The 18,528-nt window shown below is 52.1% G+C and carries 16 protein-coding genes and 2 pseudogenes; 9 read left to right on the top strand and 9 right to left on the bottom strand.

All coding sequences use genetic code 11. The annotated features are described in order from the left end of the window. Positions 1-51: 51 nt before the first annotated feature. Both H6F76_RS31375 and H6F76_RS31370 read left to right on the top strand, forming a co-directional pair. Positions 52-792 (top strand): annotated as a pseudogene (locus H6F76_RS31375) (N-acetylmannosamine-6-phosphate 2-epimerase); the annotation flags it as partial. After that, entirely contained in the window at positions 772-1,278 is a 507-nt protein-coding gene (locus H6F76_RS31370) for a GNAT family N-acetyltransferase (RefSeq protein WP_347275985.1), read from the top strand. The pseudogene H6F76_RS31375 and the gene H6F76_RS31370, both read left to right, overlap by 21 nt. On the opposite strand, the gene H6F76_RS05950 is transcribed toward H6F76_RS31370, so the two are convergent. Further along, positions 1,275-2,501, bottom strand: coding sequence for a hypothetical protein (locus H6F76_RS05950; RefSeq protein WP_190506734.1), 1,227 nt, complete (start codon positions 2,499-2,501; stop codon positions 1,275-1,277). The genes H6F76_RS31370 and H6F76_RS05950 overlap by 4 nt on opposite strands. 160 nt (positions 2,502-2,661) lie before the next feature. Here H6F76_RS05950 and H6F76_RS05945 point away from each other — a divergent pair, with 160 nt between their 5' ends. Then, on the top strand, positions 2,662-3,843 hold the full coding sequence (locus H6F76_RS05945) for a metallophosphoesterase (protein ID WP_190506732.1): 1,182 nt from the start codon (positions 2,662-2,664) through the stop codon (positions 3,841-3,843). A 38-nt stretch (positions 3,844-3,881) separates the two neighbouring features. Here the strand turns inward: H6F76_RS05945 and H6F76_RS05940 are convergent, their stop codons facing one another. Then, positions 3,882-4,709, bottom strand: a complete 828-nt coding sequence (locus H6F76_RS05940) for a DNA adenine methylase (RefSeq protein ID WP_190506730.1) — start codon at positions 4,707-4,709, stop codon at positions 3,882-3,884. Between the two features lie 344 nt (positions 4,710-5,053). Here H6F76_RS05940 and H6F76_RS05935 point away from each other — a divergent pair, with 344 nt between their 5' ends. The 3 genes from H6F76_RS05935 (at position 5,054) to H6F76_RS05925 (ending at position 7,520) form a co-directional block, all read left to right on the top strand. Beyond that, the gene (locus H6F76_RS05935) at positions 5,054-5,257 is read left to right on the top strand and encodes a DUF751 family protein (RefSeq protein ID WP_190450941.1); all 204 of its coding nucleotides are present in this window, start codon (positions 5,054-5,056) and stop codon (positions 5,255-5,257) included. A gap of 74 nt (positions 5,258-5,331) precedes the next feature. Next, a complete protein-coding gene (gene rbfA, locus H6F76_RS05930) occupies positions 5,332-5,724 on the top strand; it encodes a 30S ribosome-binding factor RbfA (protein ID WP_190450942.1) in 393 nt (130 codons plus the stop codon). 161 nt (positions 5,725-5,885) lie between these two features. Then, positions 5,886-7,520 (top strand): glycoside hydrolase family 3 N-terminal domain-containing protein, encoded by a 1,635-nt coding sequence (locus H6F76_RS05925; RefSeq protein ID WP_190506727.1) that lies wholly within the window; start codon positions 5,886-5,888, stop codon positions 7,518-7,520. Between the two features lie 75 nt (positions 7,521-7,595). On the opposite strand, the gene H6F76_RS05920 is transcribed toward H6F76_RS05925, so the two are convergent. From H6F76_RS05920 to H6F76_RS05910, 3 genes are all read right to left on the bottom strand, one after another. Next, complete coding sequence (locus H6F76_RS05920) at positions 7,596-9,845, bottom strand: glycoside hydrolase (protein ID WP_190506725.1); 2,250 nt, start codon at positions 9,843-9,845, stop codon at positions 7,596-7,598. A 102-nt stretch (positions 9,846-9,947) separates the two neighbouring features. Further along, positions 9,948-10,190, bottom strand: coding sequence for a NifU family protein (locus tag H6F76_RS05915; protein WP_190450949.1), 243 nt, complete (start codon positions 10,188-10,190; stop codon positions 9,948-9,950). A gap of 195 nt (positions 10,191-10,385) precedes the next feature. Next, the gene (locus tag H6F76_RS05910) at positions 10,386-11,036 is read right to left on the bottom strand and encodes a DUF3386 domain-containing protein (RefSeq protein ID WP_190506723.1); all 651 of its coding nucleotides are present in this window, start codon (positions 11,034-11,036) and stop codon (positions 10,386-10,388) included. Positions 11,037-11,358: 322 nt separating this feature from the next. Between H6F76_RS05910 and H6F76_RS05905 the strand changes: the two genes are divergently transcribed. Continuing rightward, a complete protein-coding gene (locus tag H6F76_RS05905; protein ID WP_190506721.1) occupies positions 11,359-11,778 on the top strand; it encodes a thioesterase family protein in 420 nt (139 codons plus the stop codon). Here the strand turns inward: H6F76_RS05905 and H6F76_RS05900 are convergent. From H6F76_RS05900 to menA, 3 genes are read right to left on the bottom strand one after another with little or no spacing between them, the layout of a single operon-like run. Further along, positions 11,741-13,312, bottom strand: a complete 1,572-nt coding sequence (locus tag H6F76_RS05900; protein ID WP_190506719.1) for a 2-succinylbenzoate--CoA ligase — start codon at positions 13,310-13,312, stop codon at positions 11,741-11,743. The two genes, H6F76_RS05905 and H6F76_RS05900, sit on opposite strands and share 38 nt — an antisense overlap. Then, positions 13,297-14,673: an o-succinylbenzoate synthase gene (locus H6F76_RS05895; protein WP_242036548.1), complete on the bottom strand. Its 1,377-nt coding sequence runs from the start codon at positions 14,671-14,673 to the stop codon at positions 13,297-13,299. The genes H6F76_RS05900 and H6F76_RS05895 overlap by 16 nt, the downstream gene beginning before the upstream one ends. Further along, complete coding sequence (gene menA / locus H6F76_RS05890) at positions 14,674-15,636, bottom strand: 2-carboxy-1,4-naphthoquinone phytyltransferase (protein WP_190506717.1); 963 nt, start codon at positions 15,634-15,636, stop codon at positions 14,674-14,676. 229 nt (positions 15,637-15,865) lie between these two features. Here menA and H6F76_RS05885 point away from each other — a divergent pair, with 229 nt between their 5' ends. Then, complete coding sequence (locus H6F76_RS05885; RefSeq protein ID WP_190506715.1) at positions 15,866-17,308, top strand: isochorismate synthase; 1,443 nt, start codon at positions 15,866-15,868, stop codon at positions 17,306-17,308. A 219-nt stretch (positions 17,309-17,527) separates the two neighbouring features. Here H6F76_RS05885 and H6F76_RS05880 read toward each other — a convergent pair whose 3' ends face one another. Next, entirely contained in the window at positions 17,528-18,136 is a 609-nt protein-coding gene (locus tag H6F76_RS05880) for a MarC family protein (protein ID WP_190506713.1), read from the bottom strand. A 183-nt stretch (positions 18,137-18,319) separates the two neighbouring features. On the opposite strand from H6F76_RS05880, the pseudogene H6F76_RS29635 reads away from it, so the two are divergent. Next, positions 18,320-18,466 (top strand): annotated as a pseudogene (locus H6F76_RS29635) (Uma2 family endonuclease); the annotation flags it as partial. Positions 18,467-18,528: the final 62 nt, after the last annotated feature.

Genomic DNA, 18,528 nt, shown 5'->3' with positions numbered 1-18,528 from the left:
GTTAGTTATTAGAGAAGATTGCAGATTGGTAACTAGCAGCTAACTACGTCTATGCTCTCTTGGTCAGACAGTGCTTTAACGCTAGTGCAACGCCTTCAAAAGGGTCTGATTGTGTCCTGCCAGGCTCCAGCTGAGTCGCCAATGCATCATCCAGCCGTAATTGCAGCCATGGCACAGGCGGCAGTCAATCAGGGAGCCGTTGGCGTGCGGCTTGATACACCGACTCATGTGCAGGCAGTCCGCCGTCAAATTGATGCGCCCATCATTGGGCTGTGGAAGCAGCAAATACCCGGCTTTGATGTTTACATTACGCCGCAGTTTAAGCAGGCCCAGGCGCTCGCTCAAGCAGGTGCAGACATTATTGCAATCGATGCAACGCTGCGCGATCGTCCAGATGGCGAAACGGTTGCATCACTGATTGCCCGCATTCATCATGAGTTGGGCAAACCTGTGATGGCAGATGTGGATACCTTAGAAGCGGCGAGCGCAGCGGCTCAGGCTGGAGCCGACATCGTTGGTACAACTCTGTACGGCTATACGGCTGCTACACAACACCAAACGCCTCCTGGTTTTGAGCTGCTGGCGCAGATGATCAGCGCGCTCGACGTACCGATCATCTGTGAAGGCGGCATCACCTCACCTCAGATGGCACGGCAGGCAATGGATTTTGGTGCCTATGCTGTTGTTGTTGGTACGGCGATTACTGGTATAGACCTTCAGGTCAAGGCTTACAAGATAGCGATTCAAATTGGTGTTAACGCTGGTCAGGTTTTGGCAGAAGTTTTGGCGAAGAAAGCGGTAGCGGAGGGCGATCGCGCTAATTCGTCACGCTACCGTTTCGCACTCTTTGAGACAGAAGACCAGTCCTATCGACGCTACATCAATGCAAAGCTGGATCAATTTAGCGAAAGCTGTGCTGAAGTTGAGCCATTTTTTACAACCGCCGCACGTCAAACGCAAAAACCGCTAGAAATTCTGCTGCTAGATGAGCAACAGACGATCTTGGGCGGATTGATAGGCTCAACATCCTGCTGGAACTGGCTTTTAATTGATTTTTTGTGGGTGCATGAAGCGCACCGCTACCAGGGCTATGGACGACAGCTCATTGCATTGGCAGAGCAGGAAGCAAAAAAACGAGGCTGCGTGTTTGCCAGATTGGGGACATTTAGCTTTCAGGCAAGGGGTTTTTATGAAAAGTTGGGTTATCAAGTTGTAGCGCAATGGGATGACTATCCACCGGGACAAACACAATACTGGCTGAAAAAACCGCTGTCTTAAGCTGCTTCTGTCGCGTTGTTGGTGCGTTTAAAGAGAATCATTTCGGCACCCACGATCGGACTACGGGCAAGCAGCGTCCCCGCTCCATCCACCATCTCCAGTTTCAGAAAGTCTAAGTCTTGCGATCGACGCAGCAGTTCGCTTGCTAATTTGTCTTGCTGCGCTTGGCTCAAGCCGTACCAGTCATCGCTGATGTTGACAATCAGGCGGCTGCCGCGAAAGTTTGCCTGGACAGATTGCACCAAGCCACTGGCATACCGATTGCTGATGGCAGCAACCTGATCCTGAATCCGGGCGATTAGCGCTTGTTCTGGCGTTAATTTGAGTGGTGGCGGTGGTGGTGATGGTTTGCTGGGTGCAGGACTGATTTCGATCGGCTTTGGCGCTTCTGGTGCCTGAACCACTGGTGGAATGGGTGTGGGAGAAGGGGTGGGTGCCGGTGTAGGCGATGGCGAAACTGCTACAACAGGCGGCGTGGCAGGTGTGGCAACGATCGTAGGCTGCGGTTGATTAGATGCCCCTATTGCCCATACCCCGATCGCAATCAACCCTGCGATCGTGCCAGTCAGCGCTGGATCAGAAAAATTGCGGTTGATCGAGGTAGGCAGGCGCTTGCGAAGTGGTCGTAGAAGGCTACGCCACGATCGCCAGAGCGGTTGCCAAACGGTTTGGAACTTCTCCCACAGCCGACGAGTCGAGAGAGCTGGTGCCAGTCTGCCAGTGTTTGGCTTTGAGGACGGGGGCAAAACGTTCTCAGATATCGCTGGCGCTGGTGCCTTTCTTTTGGGTGGTGTGGGTTCTGCTTCCAGTCTCTCGACGGCTGTTTCTAAAAGGACGATCGTGCCACGGAGTGTCTTAATGCTCTGTTGCTTCAGTAGCGGTAGCGTGGCTACCACTGCCTCACCCAAAAGCCGTACCAGCGTTTCCGGTAGAATCTCGTCCTTTTCGAGTGGCGTTCTTCTAGCGGCAGTTGAGCGCGATCGACCGACGGGACGTGCAACGTCCTCTCTTAGGACAGTCGGCGGCTCTGGCTCTACCAATGGTTCCGTCTGTTGCAAGTCTGGCTGGGGGTCGATCGTTGCTTCTGATAACTCAGGTATTTCTGATTGCTCAGAGCCGTCCAGTGACTCCGATCCTGGTAGCGGCTCAGATTCGTCCAGTCGCTCAGAGCCGTCTGCTGGCTCAGGCTGGCTGGGTGACAATTCGGGCTGATCCTGTGACATACAATTTCTTCCCCAGGCAGCACAAAGAGACTCAAACGCGGTAAATTCTTACGGGTGCTACCTTAGCAGAGTTAATCTTAGCAGTTAGCGATCAGCCTTTCGTCTCCGGCTTTGATCCTTTCGCCTTTATCCCTAGCCTCTAGTTCTTGCCAAAGCCTTTATGAGTCTCAATCGTCGTCAATTTTTGGTTCTGGGTGGATTGCTCGGTGGGGTCGGTGTTGCAACGTTAGCGCACAGGGCTTTGACGAGTGGTGCTGTCAGTCGTCCTCCGTCTCTTGCGGCTACGACTGCGCCATCGCCTACGACCACACCAACTGGGCAAACGATCGCCGCTGCCAAAACGGCGATCGCGCCGAAAGGGTTGTTTGCCCCAGTACGCGGGGATGTACGGATTGTAGTCATCAGTGACTTGAACAGCGCTTATGGCTCCACAACCTATGAAGCGGAGGTACACAAAGCGATCGCCCTTATCCCTGGCTGGGAACCAGATGTTGTGCTGAGTGGTGGCGATATGGTTGCGGGTCAAGCGCCCTCCCTTAGCCCCGGAGAAATTCAGGCAATGTGGAATGGGTTCGACCGCCACGTTGGCGCACCGCTTCGTAAAACGGGTTTACCCTTTGGCTTTACGATCGGCAATCACGATGCATCAGGTGCGCTGTCGGTCGGTGGCAAGTTTTTGTTTAGCCGCGAACGAGAGGCGGCTGCCGCTTACTGGAATGCGCCTGCACACAACCCCAATCTCCAGTTTGTTGATCGCGCAGGCTTTCCGTTCTACTACACTTTTCAGCATAAAGATATTTTCTATCTGGTCTGGGATGCTTCTACCTCACGAATGCCGCCAGAGCAAATAGCTTGGGCAGAAAAAAGTTTGGCGAGTGCCACAGCGCAGTCTGCCAAAATGCGGATGGTGATCGGGCATTTGCCTCTCTACGCTGTCGCCGTAGGACGTGATGAACTTGGCGAAATTCTTGCCCCTGCTGACAAACTGCGGGCATTGCTCGAAAAATATCGCGTTCATACCTATATCAGCGGACATGATCACGCTTACTATCCCGCTCATAGCGGCAAGCTCGAATTGCTTCACACCAGCGCCTTAGGCTCCGGTCCACGCCCACTGCTTAATAGCAACCTTCAACCCTTTAAAACACTGACGGTCATTGATGTTGATTTGGATGCGGATGCAACCCGCTACACCACTTACAACATGACTACTATGCAGGTTGTGGATCACAAAACCTTGCCTCGCTTGATTGTCGGTCCGACGGGCAGAGCCTTGCGGCTAGACGTAAACGAAAGTGATTTAACAACCGCCGAGCGATCACTGACATTTACACCCAGCTAACCTGCATTCAATAAAGCTATTTGCCTAATAAGATTTAGCTAATAAGATGTCACTAAAACTTCAGTAATCTTACCTCGTTTTTCAGCGTTGGAATTGATTGCTCTAGAAGCAACGATCGTATGCGTTGTGAAATCTTGATAGAGTTCACGAATAAACGGACAATCCGAATTTGAAAGCATTACCTTTACGCCACGATTTGCTAGCGTGACAACTGTGTCTCGCAGTCGAATTTGGTCTGCTTCTGTAAACGCATAGCGATTGTAAGACGTGAACTTGCTGGTCGCACTAAGGGGATGATACGGCGGGTCGAGGTAAACAAAATCATGGCTGCTAGTGGCATGATGCAAGACGGCTTCAAAGCAACCTGACTCAATGTGCGTTGATCGCAGTGCGGCTGAAGTGGCATACAGCAGCTCATCATCACAAATGGTTGGCTTTTTGTAGCTGCCGATCGGCACATTGAAAAGCCCTTTAGAATTCTCTCGGTAAAGACCGTTAAAGCACGTTTTATTCAAATAAATGAGACGTGCTGCACGCTCCAGTGGCGAACCACCCACACTGGCACGTACCTGATAGTAATAGTCCGCACAATGATGATCGCGATGCACTTTTAAGCAAGCAATTAACGCTTCAACCTGGTCTCTAACGCATATGTAAACATTCACCAATTCAGGGTTAATGTCCATCAGGTGCGATCGATCGGGCAACAGATGAAAAAAAACCGCACCACCACCCAGAAACGGCTCGTAGTATGTTGAAAACCGTTTAGGAAAATGTGCGCTGTATTGTTGAATGAGTTGCCCTTTGCCACCAGCCCACTTTAAAAACGGGCGGGGATGCAGTCGTGGCGGGAGTCGAGTTTGCATTCAACTATCATAGAGGCGTTTTTCAATGTGGAAGCAAGTTTTCAGCGGTTAGCAGTCAGCTATCGGCGGTTAGCGGTTAGCAGTCAGCTATCGGCGGTCAGTGATTAGGAGCAACTCTTTGAATGCAAAACCTACCCTTTTCCCTTCTGATCCTTTCACTTTCTCACTCTTCCACTCCTTCACCTTTTCACCCTTCCACTTTCTCACCCCTCACTCCTCACCCTACTAAGGGTCGCTTGATTCACTTCAGCGTGGAGTGCTTTAGCGAAAGTCCAGTAAAATGAAACAATAATGCTCTTCACGACCTGACTTGACGCACGGCTGCGCCATTCTCATCAAAGTTTATGCAAAATTTCTGGAACACCGTCTCTAAGTACCCGATTTTTCTCACTGGTATAATTTTGGGTGTCTTTCTGAACGCACTGAAGCCCCTCGCACCGCTGCTTAAGAACCCAGTGACTGCGATCGCCCTAATTGGCACCTTTATTGCAGCCTTTGTCTTCCTTGGCTTTACGCTGCGTGCCATGTTGGGCGTTGGGCTGACTTAAGCATTCTCACGGCTGTAAGGACGACGCAACAGCGGCTCCAAGCAGTAACGTATACATCAAAAGGTAGGTTTGTTATGGCTACGAGTCGTCGGATTGAGCGCGTTGCCGAGCTGATTAAGCGCGAGGTCAGCCAGATGTTGCTCTCTGGCATTAAGGACGATCGCGTGGGTGCCGGTATCGTCAGCGTGACGGATGTTCAGGTTGCTGGAGACTTGCAGCACGCCAAAATCTTTGTCAGCATCTATGGCACCAGCGAAGCCAAAGCCGAAACAATGGCAGGGCTAAAATCTGCCACTGGCTTCGTTCGTAGTGAGCTGGGTCAGCGCATTCGTCTACGTCGCACCCCTGAAGTGCTGTTTCTAGAAGACGCCTCCCTAGAGCGTGGCGACAAAGTGCTGTCGTTACTCAATCGTCTGAGCCAGGAACGGGAGCGATCAGCACCATCCGACCTGGTGGAAGAGGAGTAACGGTGGAAGGTAGAAGGCAAAAGGCTAAAGGCAGAAGGCAAAAGGTAGGGGAAGGAAAGGAGGCAGGGGAAGCAGAAAGCAGGCAGAAAACTCAAAGCCTTTAGCTCTTATCATTCCTTCTTTAGCTTCATTCTTGCTTCCCTCACCCCTCACCTCTTCCTATGCAGCCCCTTCTTCCCAGCATCGAAACACTTTCGCTGACCGAGCAGGTGGCTCAAATGGTGGTGGTACGGGCATCGGGCTACCTGTTCGACCATCAGATTCAGTATCCGCTTTGGGAGCCGACTGCAGAGATACTACAGCACTGGATTCGAGACTTAGGGGTCGGCGGAGTGATTTTCCTCGGCGGCAGCGCAGGGGAACTTGCGTTACGCACGCAGCAGCTTCAAGCATGGGCAGGCATTCCGTTACTAATGGCAGCGGATGTCGAAGAAGGTGTGGGGCAGCGCTTTTCTGGTGCGACATGGTTCCCGCCGCCGATGGCGTTGGCGGCAGTTGTGCAACAGTTTCCCGATCGCGCTGAGTACTATGCCGAGCAACTGGGAGCCACGACTGCCCAAGAAGCACGGGCGCTCGGGCTAAATTGGGTGCTGGCTCCGACTGTCGATGTTAATAACAATCCTGCCAATCCGGTAATCAATGTGCGGGCGTTTGGTGAAACGTCGGCGATCGTTAGCCAACTCACTACAGCGTTTCTGCGGGGCGCGCAACAGCATCCCGTGTTGACGGCTGCCAAGCATTTTCCGGGTCACGGCGATACAGCCGTTGATTCTCATTTCGAGCTACCCGTTCTGAACCATTCAGTCGAACGTCTCACCGAAGTAGAAATACCGCCGTTCAAAGCCGCGATCGCAGCGGGTGTTGATGCGGTTATGAGCGCTCACCTCCAAATCCCTGCCCTTGACCCGGATTTTCCAGCCACCCTTTCTCACCGCATTTTGACCCAGGCATTAAGGCAGTCGCTCGGCTTTGACGGCTTGATCGTCACCGATGCACTGGTTATGGGAGCCATTGCGAACCGCTATGGTGCCAACGAAGCTGCTGTGCTGGCAGTGGAAGCAGGGGCAGATGTGCTTTTAATGCCGCTTGATCCTGAAGGTGCGATTCAGGCAGTTTGTGAAGCCGTAGAAACAGGACGCATTCCCGCAGAACGCATTCAGGCTTCGGTTGAACGTCTCTGGCGAGCCAAGCAGAGAGTCTGTGGTGCCGTTGGTGGTGGCACATCTCATGCCTGGGAAACGCAAACTCCTACTGGTGTTGAAGCGCAAACCGTTGTGTCTCTATTAGCGCAGCCACAAGCGCAGGCAACCGTTACTAACATTCTGCAAGATTCGATGCGGGTGCATTGTCCGGCTGATTCCCGGCTTGATCGCCCACGCTGGTCGCACGATCGCCGTAATCTCATTGTGGTTGATGATGCCTTGGCGTGTAAGGTGCTAGGGCAGCAGGCTCCAGCGATCGCCCTGCCTGAATCCCTTGGCTATGAACGGCAAGTGATCGATCGCCATACGCCCGCGATCGCGCTAGACGCTGATACAAAAATCTGGCAGCCCACGTTACTACAGCTTTTCATTCGCGGCAATCCGTTTCGCGGCAGCGCTGGGTTGACTCAAACTGCTACCGACTGGTTTCACTTTCTAGTTGAGTCTGAGCAACTGCTGGCGTTAGTCATTTATGGCAGCCCTTACGTGCTCGATCAGTTCTTGCCGAAGCTAGCCCCTGAAATTCCCTACGTGTTTACTTATGGTCAGATGCCACAAGCGCAGGCGATCGCGCTAGAGCTTTTGAGAACATAAAATTGCGGTGTCGTGAGTTCTGTGGCGATGGACTAAGTTAGCCCACTTGAGTGATCGATACGTACAGCTTGGCTCTTACGGTACACCGATCGGCAGGAGCGCATTCTCAGGCAGGTAGCTTCGATAACGTCCACTATCTGACAAGACCACGACCAGTTGTAGCGACCAATCGGGTTGAATTTGCAAATCCGCCCAGGGAATCGCCAATTCTAGACACGTATCAAAGCCGATCCGGGCGCGGGTCATACGTGACTGCCAACGGCAATCTTCTTCAGCTTCTTGAAACCAGAGTGTTTGAGTGAGCAGGTTAATGCCCAAATGATGATGAAACAGATAGTTTAGGGGTGCTTCATCGGGTAAGTCTACAAAAGGCGCAGGGCTATTGTGCATGGTTTCATTGGGGTAAAACCAGAGCAAATTTAGTTCGGGTGGATAATCGCTTCCCGGTTCTGCCCCTGCTTTGAAGTCCAACCGCAGGTAAAAGTTCAAGTGATCTACGCCATACCAGAGCCGTTGAATGGCGCTGCTGCGATGCATGGTGCCCCGTGCGCCGCCAATTTCAATACGACCGGCTTTATCCCAATCTTGTTCATCGCCACGCCCATCAATAAATGGATGGATGAAGCTTTGAGGAGCACGATCGCCCCCTTCTGTATGTGACTCTACTGAGCGGCGCACGTTAGCAGGAATGGGTTCATTCAACGCTTGATAGATAGCAGCAAGATGCTCCCGAAAAAGCTGATCGAAAATGGCATCCTGGTTGGAGGAATGCCCTTCGCCAAACCACCAGAACCAGTCGGAGCCTTCTGCTGCATAGAGCGCTTCCCACACGGCTGGGTTTGCTTCTTCTGTGGCTTCGGGATGATTTGCCAAAACTTGCCGGGCTTCGGTCAGCAAGTCCCAGGCACGATTTTTGGCAGGGTCGCCAATCCAGGTGGTGAAGTTGCCGTCTACCCACGAACCGCTGTGCAACTGGTCGGCGGGAATGGTTTCGGTGGGTGGAAACTGGTCGAGAAATTCGGAAACAGTGACAAGCTGAATGTCGGACGAATGGCTGAGGGTTTCGTAGAGCGATCGCAAGAAGGGAATGCCGTCTTGGGGATAATACTCCCAGCAGTTTTCGCCATCCAGGGCGATCGTTACTAGCCGAGGTTCTTCGAGCGCTGTGCTATCACTGGACTGCTGTGTTTTGAGCGATCGCCCGATTGCCTCCAGATGTCCCACCAGATCGCTGGCTGCCTGCTTGGGTTCCATGGCACTGTAGGTGAAGCCGATCAGGTCAGACAGACGGTGATCTCGAAAGACGATCGCGAGATCGCCATCGGTCGTCTCTAGCCGATAGGGGCGATACAGCAAATCGGGTTCAGAAACATTGCCTGACGCATCGCGATGGAAGAAGTGCTTGATGCTCCAGCCCAGCACCGCTTCATCTGAGCAGATCCATTGGAAGCCTTCTTTAGCGATCGGGGCTAAAACCGCAGGACTGACCGATTGTTCTGAGGGCCACAAGCCACGGGGCGAGCGACCAAACCGCTCCTCGTACATTGTCCAGGCTTTCTTGAGGTGACGGGGCATATCGTCTGCCCACTGAAAACGCTGCGTGGGCAACGTCATGTTAGGGACTGCTACCCGTCCCGCATCGGTATCTGCCAGCAAGGGCAAAATGGGATGGGTGTAAGGCGATGTGATCACTTCTAGCTGCCCAGCATCCTGCATTTTGCGGTGTTGGGGCACAATGCGGCTGAGAATCTCACGCTGTTTGGAGTAAATGCGCTGGCGATCGCCCAATGTAAAGCCCTTGCCCTGCTCTAACCACTGAGAAATCTCTGGATCACCCCAAAAGAGCGGGTCAATCCAGGCAAGATTGTGCCACGCCAGCAAGTCACTGAAGTCTTGTAGATTCCAGTTTTCTAAGCACCAATCGCGTCCTTTATCCTGCCGCTGGTAGTAAAGCTCGGCATAGCGAGGATGGGGATCAATCAACGTATGGTGATTACCGTCAAAAAAGTGCTCCACCACAAAAGCTTTTTGCTCTGGCTTCAATTGCTCTGTGGGTAGCAGTGCCGCTGTTAGATAGGGATCAAACGCCGTTCCCGCTACATAATCCTCAATTTGCAGCAGCAGTGACGGGACAAGATTCACCGTTTGATGCAGCTTGGGGTATTCCTCCAGCAGCAGCACCAGATCGAGGTAGTCTTTTGTGCCATGCAGTCGCACCCAAGGTAAGCGATACTGTCCAGCTAGAAGTGTTGGTCGATCGACCCGACTTTTGTAGAGCGGCTGATGCTGATGCCAAATAAAAGCAACGTAAAGGGGATGGGGCATAGAGGGAAGGGATAAAGGATGAAGTTTGAGAGATGAAGGAGCAGTATCAACTCAGCCCTTAGCCCACCGCAGAGCGGAAGCAAGCTACATCCCTCAGCCTTTCTAGAACACTTGTTCAACTTCGGCGATTTCAGGAATAAATTCGCGCAAACGACGCTCAATGCCCATTCTCAAGGTCATAGCGGAACTGGGGCAGGAGCCGCACGCACCTTGCAGCCGCAGTTTGACGATCGGTCCGTCGATTTCGACCAGTTCAACGTTGCCGCCGTCTGCCATCAGGTAGGGGCGCATTTCATCCAGTACGGTTTCGACGTTGACTGGAGTTAGTTCTAATGTTTCAGCCATGATTCACCTATGACGTGTTGGTTGTGGTTTGATCTCGATCGTAGCGGAAAGAAAGGCAGCAGGGAGAGCAAGGGGAGAAAGGGAGGCAATGGGAGATAGAACACGGAGACTCAGCTCAAGCCGTTAGACAGAATCCCAAACTCTTTCTCCCTCTGCGCCCCTGCCTCCTCTGTCTCTTCTATGTCCCTTGCCTCTTTAGACTGCTACTGGCGTTAACAGCTTGATGTTGGAGAAGCCATACTCAGTCACAACGGTTTCCCCTTGTTTGTCTTCTGTGATGACACGGCGCGTGATGATGTAGTAGCCACCAATTTTTTCGTAGGTGTCTTCAGATTGGCTGGAGCCTTTGAGTTCGCCCGTGCTGGCATCGCGGTAGACAGAATCATAGCGTTCTGCAAGGTAGCCTTCGCCAGTGTCGATTGTGCTGAAGGTATTGATGGTAACGACAACACCGTGAATGTGGCGATGCACGAGGGAAACAACGTTGTCGCGCACTTTGTAGCCATCGCCCATTGCCTTGCCGCTGACGGCAATAGCGACGGCTCCTGTTTCATCGGTTTCGCCGAGTTCAAAGATATTCTTGCCGTGAGTTTCTTCAAACGGCTTGCGGACGCGATGAACGGCGATTTCCCAGACTTGACCTTTGATTAAATCTTGGGCTTGCTCATCAGAGACATCGGTGATGTCATAGGTGAGATCGTGGTTGATGCGGGCTTTGCCAGTGTAAAGCCGATCACCTTGCTTGACCGTGATGTCGGTGCTGTAGCCGGGGAAGTTAGAGTCCCAGGTGTAGCGGTTTTCGTAAGCAGCCCGGAATAATTCACGAGCGGACAGTGGCTCTGTCATGCAATTCTCCTTGCGTCATCGTCCAATCTCTAGTGTAGAGAGTTTTGGTAGGTATGTTGCGGCAACTGAGTAGGGAGTGGGGAGTAGGAAGATGAGATGGTGAAGGGGCAAGGGGAGCGAGGGGTAGGGAAAGTTTTGAGCTTTGAGTTTTAATACCAATTGAAAGTATGAAAGTAGCAGATCCTTGTATAAAGCTAAGTTCTCTCAGTTCCTCTTAACAAAGGGGATGCCGCAGGCAAGAGAATCTGCGTTAGTGGCGCTCAATTGATTGCGATCGCTAACTTCTTACCCTTCACCTCTTTACTCCTTCACCCCTCACCCCATGCCTTTTATCTACCAACGGACAGTACGGTTTAGCGATACGGATGCGGCAGGAGTGGTCTACTTTGCGAATGTGTTGACGCTTTGCCATGAGGCGTATGAGGCATCGTTGGCAGCAACGGGGATTGATTTAAGGGCTTTTTTTAGTGGGGTTGATGTGGCATTGCCGATCGCCCATGCCAATGTGGATTTCTTTCGTCCTATGTTCTGTGGCGATCGTCTGGTAGTTCATCTAATTCCAAAGCCGCTACAAGAGAGCGAATTTGAGATTGCCTATGCTGTGTTTTTGGAGGGCAAGTTGGAGCGATCAGTGAGTAATGCTCAGACGCGCCATGTCTGCATTGATCCAGGCACTCGCGAACGTCGATCGCTGCCGCTGGAAATCAATCAATGGCTAGAACAGTGGGCAACGCCATCTTAGCGATCGCCTCTACTTGGGGTCGATTGACTTTGCCTTGAGCGTTTCGAGGCAGGCGATCGACGGCAAGCCAATGTTTGGGACGTTTGAATTTGCTTAAAGTGTCACTTAAGGCTGTTTGGATACTTGTAGGAGAAATGTCAGCGCTGATGGGGATGTAAACGGCTGTAATGGCTTGTCCCCAATGGCGATCGCTGATGCCGATCACGCATACATCCTGTACTAACCCAGTCGATCGGATGGCTGCTTCGACTTCTGCGGGAAACACGTTCTCGCCACCTGTGATGATTTTGTCGCTTTGCCGTCCGACGATGTGCAGGTAACCATTGGCATCGAAATAGCCGAGGTCATCGGGTTGGAAGGAGCGGGGAGTGGGGAGTCGGGAGTCGGGAGTGGGGGGAAAGTAGCCCCAGGCAAGTGATTTTGCCTGGATGGTGATGTTACCGATTTGGTCTGTCTTCAGAATGTCGCCGGATGGATTGCGAATGATAATTTGAGCGTGGGGCAAGACGTGTCCAGCGTTGGTCTGTCCGTTGAGAAAGTCGTCTGGTTTAAGGGTGGCAATTTGGGAGGCAGTTTCGGTCATGCCGTAGGTGGGGGCAAGCCGGATGCGTTGGCTTCTGGCACGATCGAGCAAGTCTGACCAGGCAGGTGCGCCGCCAAGGAGAACCGTGTGAAAGCGAGCTAACCAAGCGATCGAAGAGCCCGGAGTCGGGAGTCGGGAGTCGGGAGTCGGGAGTGGCGTTGAGTGTTGTGTCTCTTGCCTTCTGCCTTCTGCCTTCTGCCCTCTGCTTTCTCCATCTAGCAACCGCTGAAGTTGCGTAGGCACCAGGGACAGAAAAAAATCTTCTGGGTTAAGGTTACTACGATCGCCCGCTTCAAGTGCTTTGAAGGGCAGTACGACGAGCTTGCCGCCGGTAGTGAACGATCGCATGAACTGCATCAGTCCACTGACGTGATAGAGCGGCAGCACGCAGAAAGAATTGATCGGCTCAACCTCAAAATATTCACGAAAGCCCTCTACTGAAGCCATGAGGGTTTCCCAAGTGTGGACAGCAAAGCGGATTTTGCCCGACGTGCCACCTGTAGGGATCAGGATGTAAGGAGTAAGAACTGGGGGCTGGGGAAGCAGGGGATTGGGGGAAGCAGAGGAGCGCTGCTGACTGCTGGCTGCTTCTTTGCCTTCTGCCTTCTGCCTTCTGCCTCCTGCCCTCTGCCTCCTGCCTTCTACCTTTGCTTCCTCGCCCCAAACCAAATCCGGCTGCACTAACTCAAAGACCTGTTGCCATTCGGCTTTTGTCCAATCGGGATTAGCAAGAACAATGCAGCAATTAGCAGCACAAGCGGCGATGAAGTGCGCGAGAAACGTCAGCGGATTGCGATCGGCTAACAGAATGGTGAGGAGAGCTTCGGAGTTTGGAGGCGATCGCAACTCCACTAACACTCGCTCCGCTAAAGCAAAAAACTCCTGGCTGTCATAACCAACTAGCCAATCATCACCTGACCGTTGCTTGAGGATGGTTAAAGGGTCTGCCATAGCTGCTCAAAAGCGTCGCTTTCAGAATCCTTAAACCAGTGCGTTGTGCCATAACCCACGGCTCGATCGGGATTTCCCAGAGATGCGGCTAAACGTAACCCTGCCCGTCGCCCGATCGCTGTTTCCAAAGCTGAGGAAAACACAGCATCGATCGAATGGTGCTGGCAAAACTGGCGGAGGCGAGAAGGGGAACCGACGATCGCGGGTTTGATGACAAAAATGCCTCGCCAACCGTGCTCGTAGCAAGTTTGTAGCTGTTGCAAGGTCGCCACTGATTCATCCAGGGCGATCGGCGTTCGATAATGCTGGGTTAAATCTTGCATTGACTGAAACTGCGCGATGGGAAGCGGTTGCTCGATGTATTCAAGCACGACCCCTCGGTTTGAAGGGTCAATCATGGCATCACAGGCTTGTAACCATTGAGTCGTCTCGTCAGCGCTGAGTCCACCATTCGCATCCAAGCGTAATTTTGCTGGTTTGGGCAGGGCTTGAGTGAGTGCATCAAGCACCTTAAGCTCGGTGGCGATCGCCTCTACCCCAATTTTCCATTTAAACGTACGAAATCCCTGATCCCAAAGCGGTTGCCAGGTGTGGAGCGCAAGGTTTCCCGCTGGCAAGAGGGCGCTGTAGGGAGAGGGGGAGAGTTGGGAATCGGGAGTTGGAAGTCGGGAGGGAATGTGTGCTGTAATGACCGGGCTTTGAGGCTGACATATTAAGTTCTGTACTGCAACGTTCGAGTTCTGAGGTCGGAGTACCGAGTTCTGATCTGTACTATCCGAGTTCTGCACTGCAACGATCGAGCTTTGAACTGCAACCTCCGAGCTCTGAGGTCGGAGTGCCGAGCTTTGAACTGCAACTTCCGAGCTTTGATCTCGGAGTGTCGAGCTCTGAACTGCAACATCCGAGCTTTGATCTCGAAGTGCCGAGTTCTGAACTGTAATTGCCGAGTTCAAAGCTGCAAGGTTCGAGTTCTGAGGTCGGAGAGTCGAGCTTGCAGTGACAAACGACGCTTGATTCCCTGCGCCTCTGTCTCTCTGCGGTGCTGCCTGAGCGATCGCTGATTCTTGCAGACCTTCCCATGCCGATTCAAAGGCAAACTGGCAGCATGGCAGCGTGTCGGGCACAGCGAAAATGAGGTCGTCTGTCAGTACTGTTGGCAGTTGGTGACAAAACGCCAATGCCTGCTCAAGGGTTTCGGAACCGAACCAGGGAATCGGCGCAATTTCGCCCCAGCTAATGCTGCCAGCATCATCGACCAACCGCAAAATCACACCCTCTCGCACTGCCCAGCAACCGTGGCTAGTTTGCAACGGTTGCTTGAAGCGCCGTTGATAAGGGCGAAATTTCCACTGGTAAAGCATTTACGTTGGCAAGACTGCTCCAAACCGCAGCAGTTGTGGGAGAACAAAGCCAAGACCCAGAAAAATACCGCTCCAGAAATGCAGGGCAACAGCAATGAACTTGCAATTGCTCACCTTCTCTGGTTTGTTGTGGTTGGTGCCAACGTGTTTGCAGAGTTTGAGCGCGATCGGCAGACTGGCAAACACCAACAGCGTTGTCACCGGAAACACGCCCAGCCACACGCAAATAGCTGTCAGCGCGAAAATGCTGCCACAAAGCCAGGGTAGAAGCTGCGCAGCGCGTTTTGTGCCCAAACGGACGATCGGCGATCGCTTACCCACAGCGGCATCATCCGCTTCTTGATGGAAATGGGAGCAAAAGAGAATCAGGCTAGTGGAAACACCCACGATCGTCGAAGCCGCTAGATTCGTACCTGACCAGGCTTGCGTTTGACTGTAATATGCTGCTGCAAACGCTAAGGGACCAAAAGCGAAAAAGCAAAGAATTTCTCCCCATCCCTGGTAGCTGAGGCGAAAGGGCGGTCCCTGGTAGATGTAGCCAAGCACGCAGCAAACCAGGATAATGCCAACCACGGTCAGATCGCGCTGGATGGCAGCGATCGCGCCGATGCCAAACAGCCCAGTGGCAAGGCACAAATTCCCTAACCAAAAAATCAACGATTTGTTGGCGGTCAGATTTACCAGCGAGTGCGCTTTGTTCACGTCAACGCCTGTCTCGGAGTCAAAGACATCGTTAGCGAGGTTCTCCCAGGCAAGGATAAGAATGGCAGCAAAGACAAAGATGGCAAAGATACCTGTCTGCAACGTTCTGGTCTCGGCAATGGCGATCGCGGTGCCCACCATAATTGGCATGATCGCCACACTGTACATCGGTGGCTTAATCGCTGCTAGCCACAACTTTTTGCGGATGGCTGGCGCGGTCTTTAAAGCATTTGCTGAATAATTAACCGTTCTTGTGGTCATTTTTTGCAAATATCAAAAGTTGGATGTAGTTCTCAGAAGCTCACCTATTCTACGATCGAGTGGATCGGACAACCCTGATAGACCGTCCAGACTTTAAGATTCGCAATATTTTGGCTAAGGAGTGAGGGGTGAGGGGTCAGAATCAAGGAGTCAGAAGCCAGGAGCCAGGAACTAGAAGCTCTCCCCTGCTCCCCCTGCCTCCCCACTCCCCAATCCCTCTTGCTTTCCCATGACCGTTACCCCTCGCTGCACTCATCTGTTTCAAACTCGTAGAGAATTACATCATTTTCTAAACCGCTATAAACAGATTTCAAAAGAGAGAATCCAGCCGCAGATTGTGAGCCTTTCAATGGCAATAGATGCGGTTGATCCGCTGGTTGTCTTTCAGGCGCTTGCAGAACCACAGCAGCTCAATTTCTATATGGAAAAACGAGCGTTTGGGCAAGAAGGTGAGCCGCAGGAAGGAGTGGCGATCGCCGCGATCGGCTCTGCTGCCAAGTTCACGATTAACGGTGCAGAACGCTTTACGGCGGCCCAGCAGTTTATCCGCTCAACGCTGGCTCAGACTGCCATTTGTGGACCGGCTCACTTACCGTTAGCCGGTCCCCATTTCTTCTGTAGCTTCACATTTTTTGATCAGGATTCTGATCGTAAACCAGCGTTTCCAGCAGCAACCATCTTTCTACCAGAGTGGCAAATTTCTAGAAGCGGATCGCATTGTTTGGTTGTAGCGAATGTCGTGCTTTGTGCCACGACAAACTTAGAAGAAACGGTCGATCGACTCTGGCAAACATGGCAATCTATACGAGCGATTCGGTATGAATTAATCACACCGGCGATTGAGCATCAAGACCTGCTGACACGGCGTGATGTTGCCACGACCCAACACTTTAAGCAAGCGGTACAGGCTGCCTTGACCGACATTCAGCAGGCAACGTTTCACAAAATTGTGCTGGCTCATGCGGTGGATGTCACCTCACCATTACCGTTTGATGCGATCGCGGCACTGCATCATCTTCGTAAGCTGTATCCCGGTTGCTATCTATTTTCCACCAGCAACGATCGGGGGCAGCAGTTTATCGGTGCCAGTCCAGAACGACTGGTCAGCGTGCGAGATGGTCAGCTCAAAACGGGTGCGTTAGCGGGTTCGGCTCCCCGTGGCAAAACCACTAGCGCTGATGCTGCCCTGGCAAAACGCCTCTTAGAGAGCGTCAAAGAACGCCACGAACATCGGGTTGTGAGCCAGTTTATCTGCCAACAGCTTGCTCAGCTGGGCTTGAGCCCCCAATCGTTGCCTGTGCGCCTGTTACAACTGTCCAACATTCAACATTTACAAACACCGATTTATGCCACAGTGCCTGCCGAAACTCATCTGCTTGATGTCGTAGCAGCCCTTCATCCCACGCCTGCCGTTGCCGGAATGCCTCGCGCTGCTGCCTGTGACTACATTCAGCGCTACGAAACCTTTGAGCGATCGCTCTACGCCGCGCCGATCGGCTGGGTTGATCATCACGGTAATGGTGAATTTGCCGTTGGCATTCGATCGGCTTTGATTGATGGCTGCACTGCCAGACTGTTTGCAGGCGCAGGCATTGTGGAAGGCTCAGCCCCAGAGCGCGAACTAGCAGAAGTGCAGCTCAAACTTCAAGCGCTTTTGCAGGCGTTAATTTGAGAGCGTTTAGATCCCCGACCTCTAGTTAAAACTTAGCCGAAAACCCATTCCGTCGTAGAAGTTGGGGATCTTTACGTACTGATACTCTCATTTCTTTTGACTTCCGATTCCTAGCTCCGGACTCCTAACGACCAAGCTTATCCGCCAGTGGAAGGGAAAGAGGCTTGAGCAGATTGTAGGTAGTTGGGTGCCGCACCTTGGTTTACCGCTTGTTAATTCCTAATTGATCCATCGTTGGACACCAATCGCCTCCATAATGAGTTCGACAGCCAGTGCAGCTAAAATCATGCCTGTAACACGCTCTAAGATTGCAGCACCGTTCTTGCCGATGATCCGTAAAATTGGTTCAGCCAGCAGCATTAATCCATAGGTAACGGACATAATGCATACAACAACACAAGCTGTTACGAACTGTGATGAGATTGAATAAACGTGATTATCGGTCAGCAGAACCACAGCCATGATTGCTTCTGCTCCTGCAATAGACGGCACCGCTAACGGAAAAACCGAAATGTCGTGACCTTTTTCAGGCGTTGCTGGTCGTTCATGCGAAAAATCAAAAACCATTTGCAAGGCAAACAAGAACAAGATCAAACCGCCTGCAACTTGCAAAGAAATTAACCGAATTTGCATTGCCGACAGAATTATTTGTCCTACTACAATCGACCCCAATAGAATAATTGTGGAGTACAAAACAGCCTTAAGCGCGACTTTACGACGCTGCGCTTGAGGTAGATGTGCCGACAGTGTAGCGAAAAGAACAACTGTTCCAATCGGTTCGATCGTCACCCACAATGTCAGGAGATCGTTCAGTGCTTTATCAACCATGTCTAAAGTCTAAATGATTAGGCTTTTTAGTTTTTAGCTTCTGGAAAGCTACGCACGTGAGGTAGAGCTAAAGTCTAAACTGAAGAAGACGCGATCGCCCCTACTGCCCTGACTTCTTTCGCAGAACTGCCCAATGCAGCGATTAAGTGACCCGACGACACTCAACTGCCAGAGTCGGACGGTATGTTTGTGAAAAACTCTCTGAAGCACCCACAAAGCCTCTTGCTCTCCGACTCCATTACGTCAACGCTAGACGCGCTGCATCCCGACGCGCATTACTGCATGGGTCAGGACAGGAGTATTTACTGGCGCATTACAGAGCCGCCAGAGTAAGCATCAACTAAAGCAAGCAGAGAATCAACTGAAGCAAGAACGCCAGAGAGCAGAACGGT

This window comes from Leptolyngbya sp. FACHB-321, assembly GCF_014695975.1.
Classification (GTDB): domain Bacteria; phylum Cyanobacteriota; class Cyanobacteriia; order Leptolyngbyales; family Leptolyngbyaceae; genus Stenomitos.
Note: the sequence above shows the minus strand (reverse complement) of the source record. Positions and strands in the feature narration are given on the sequence as shown.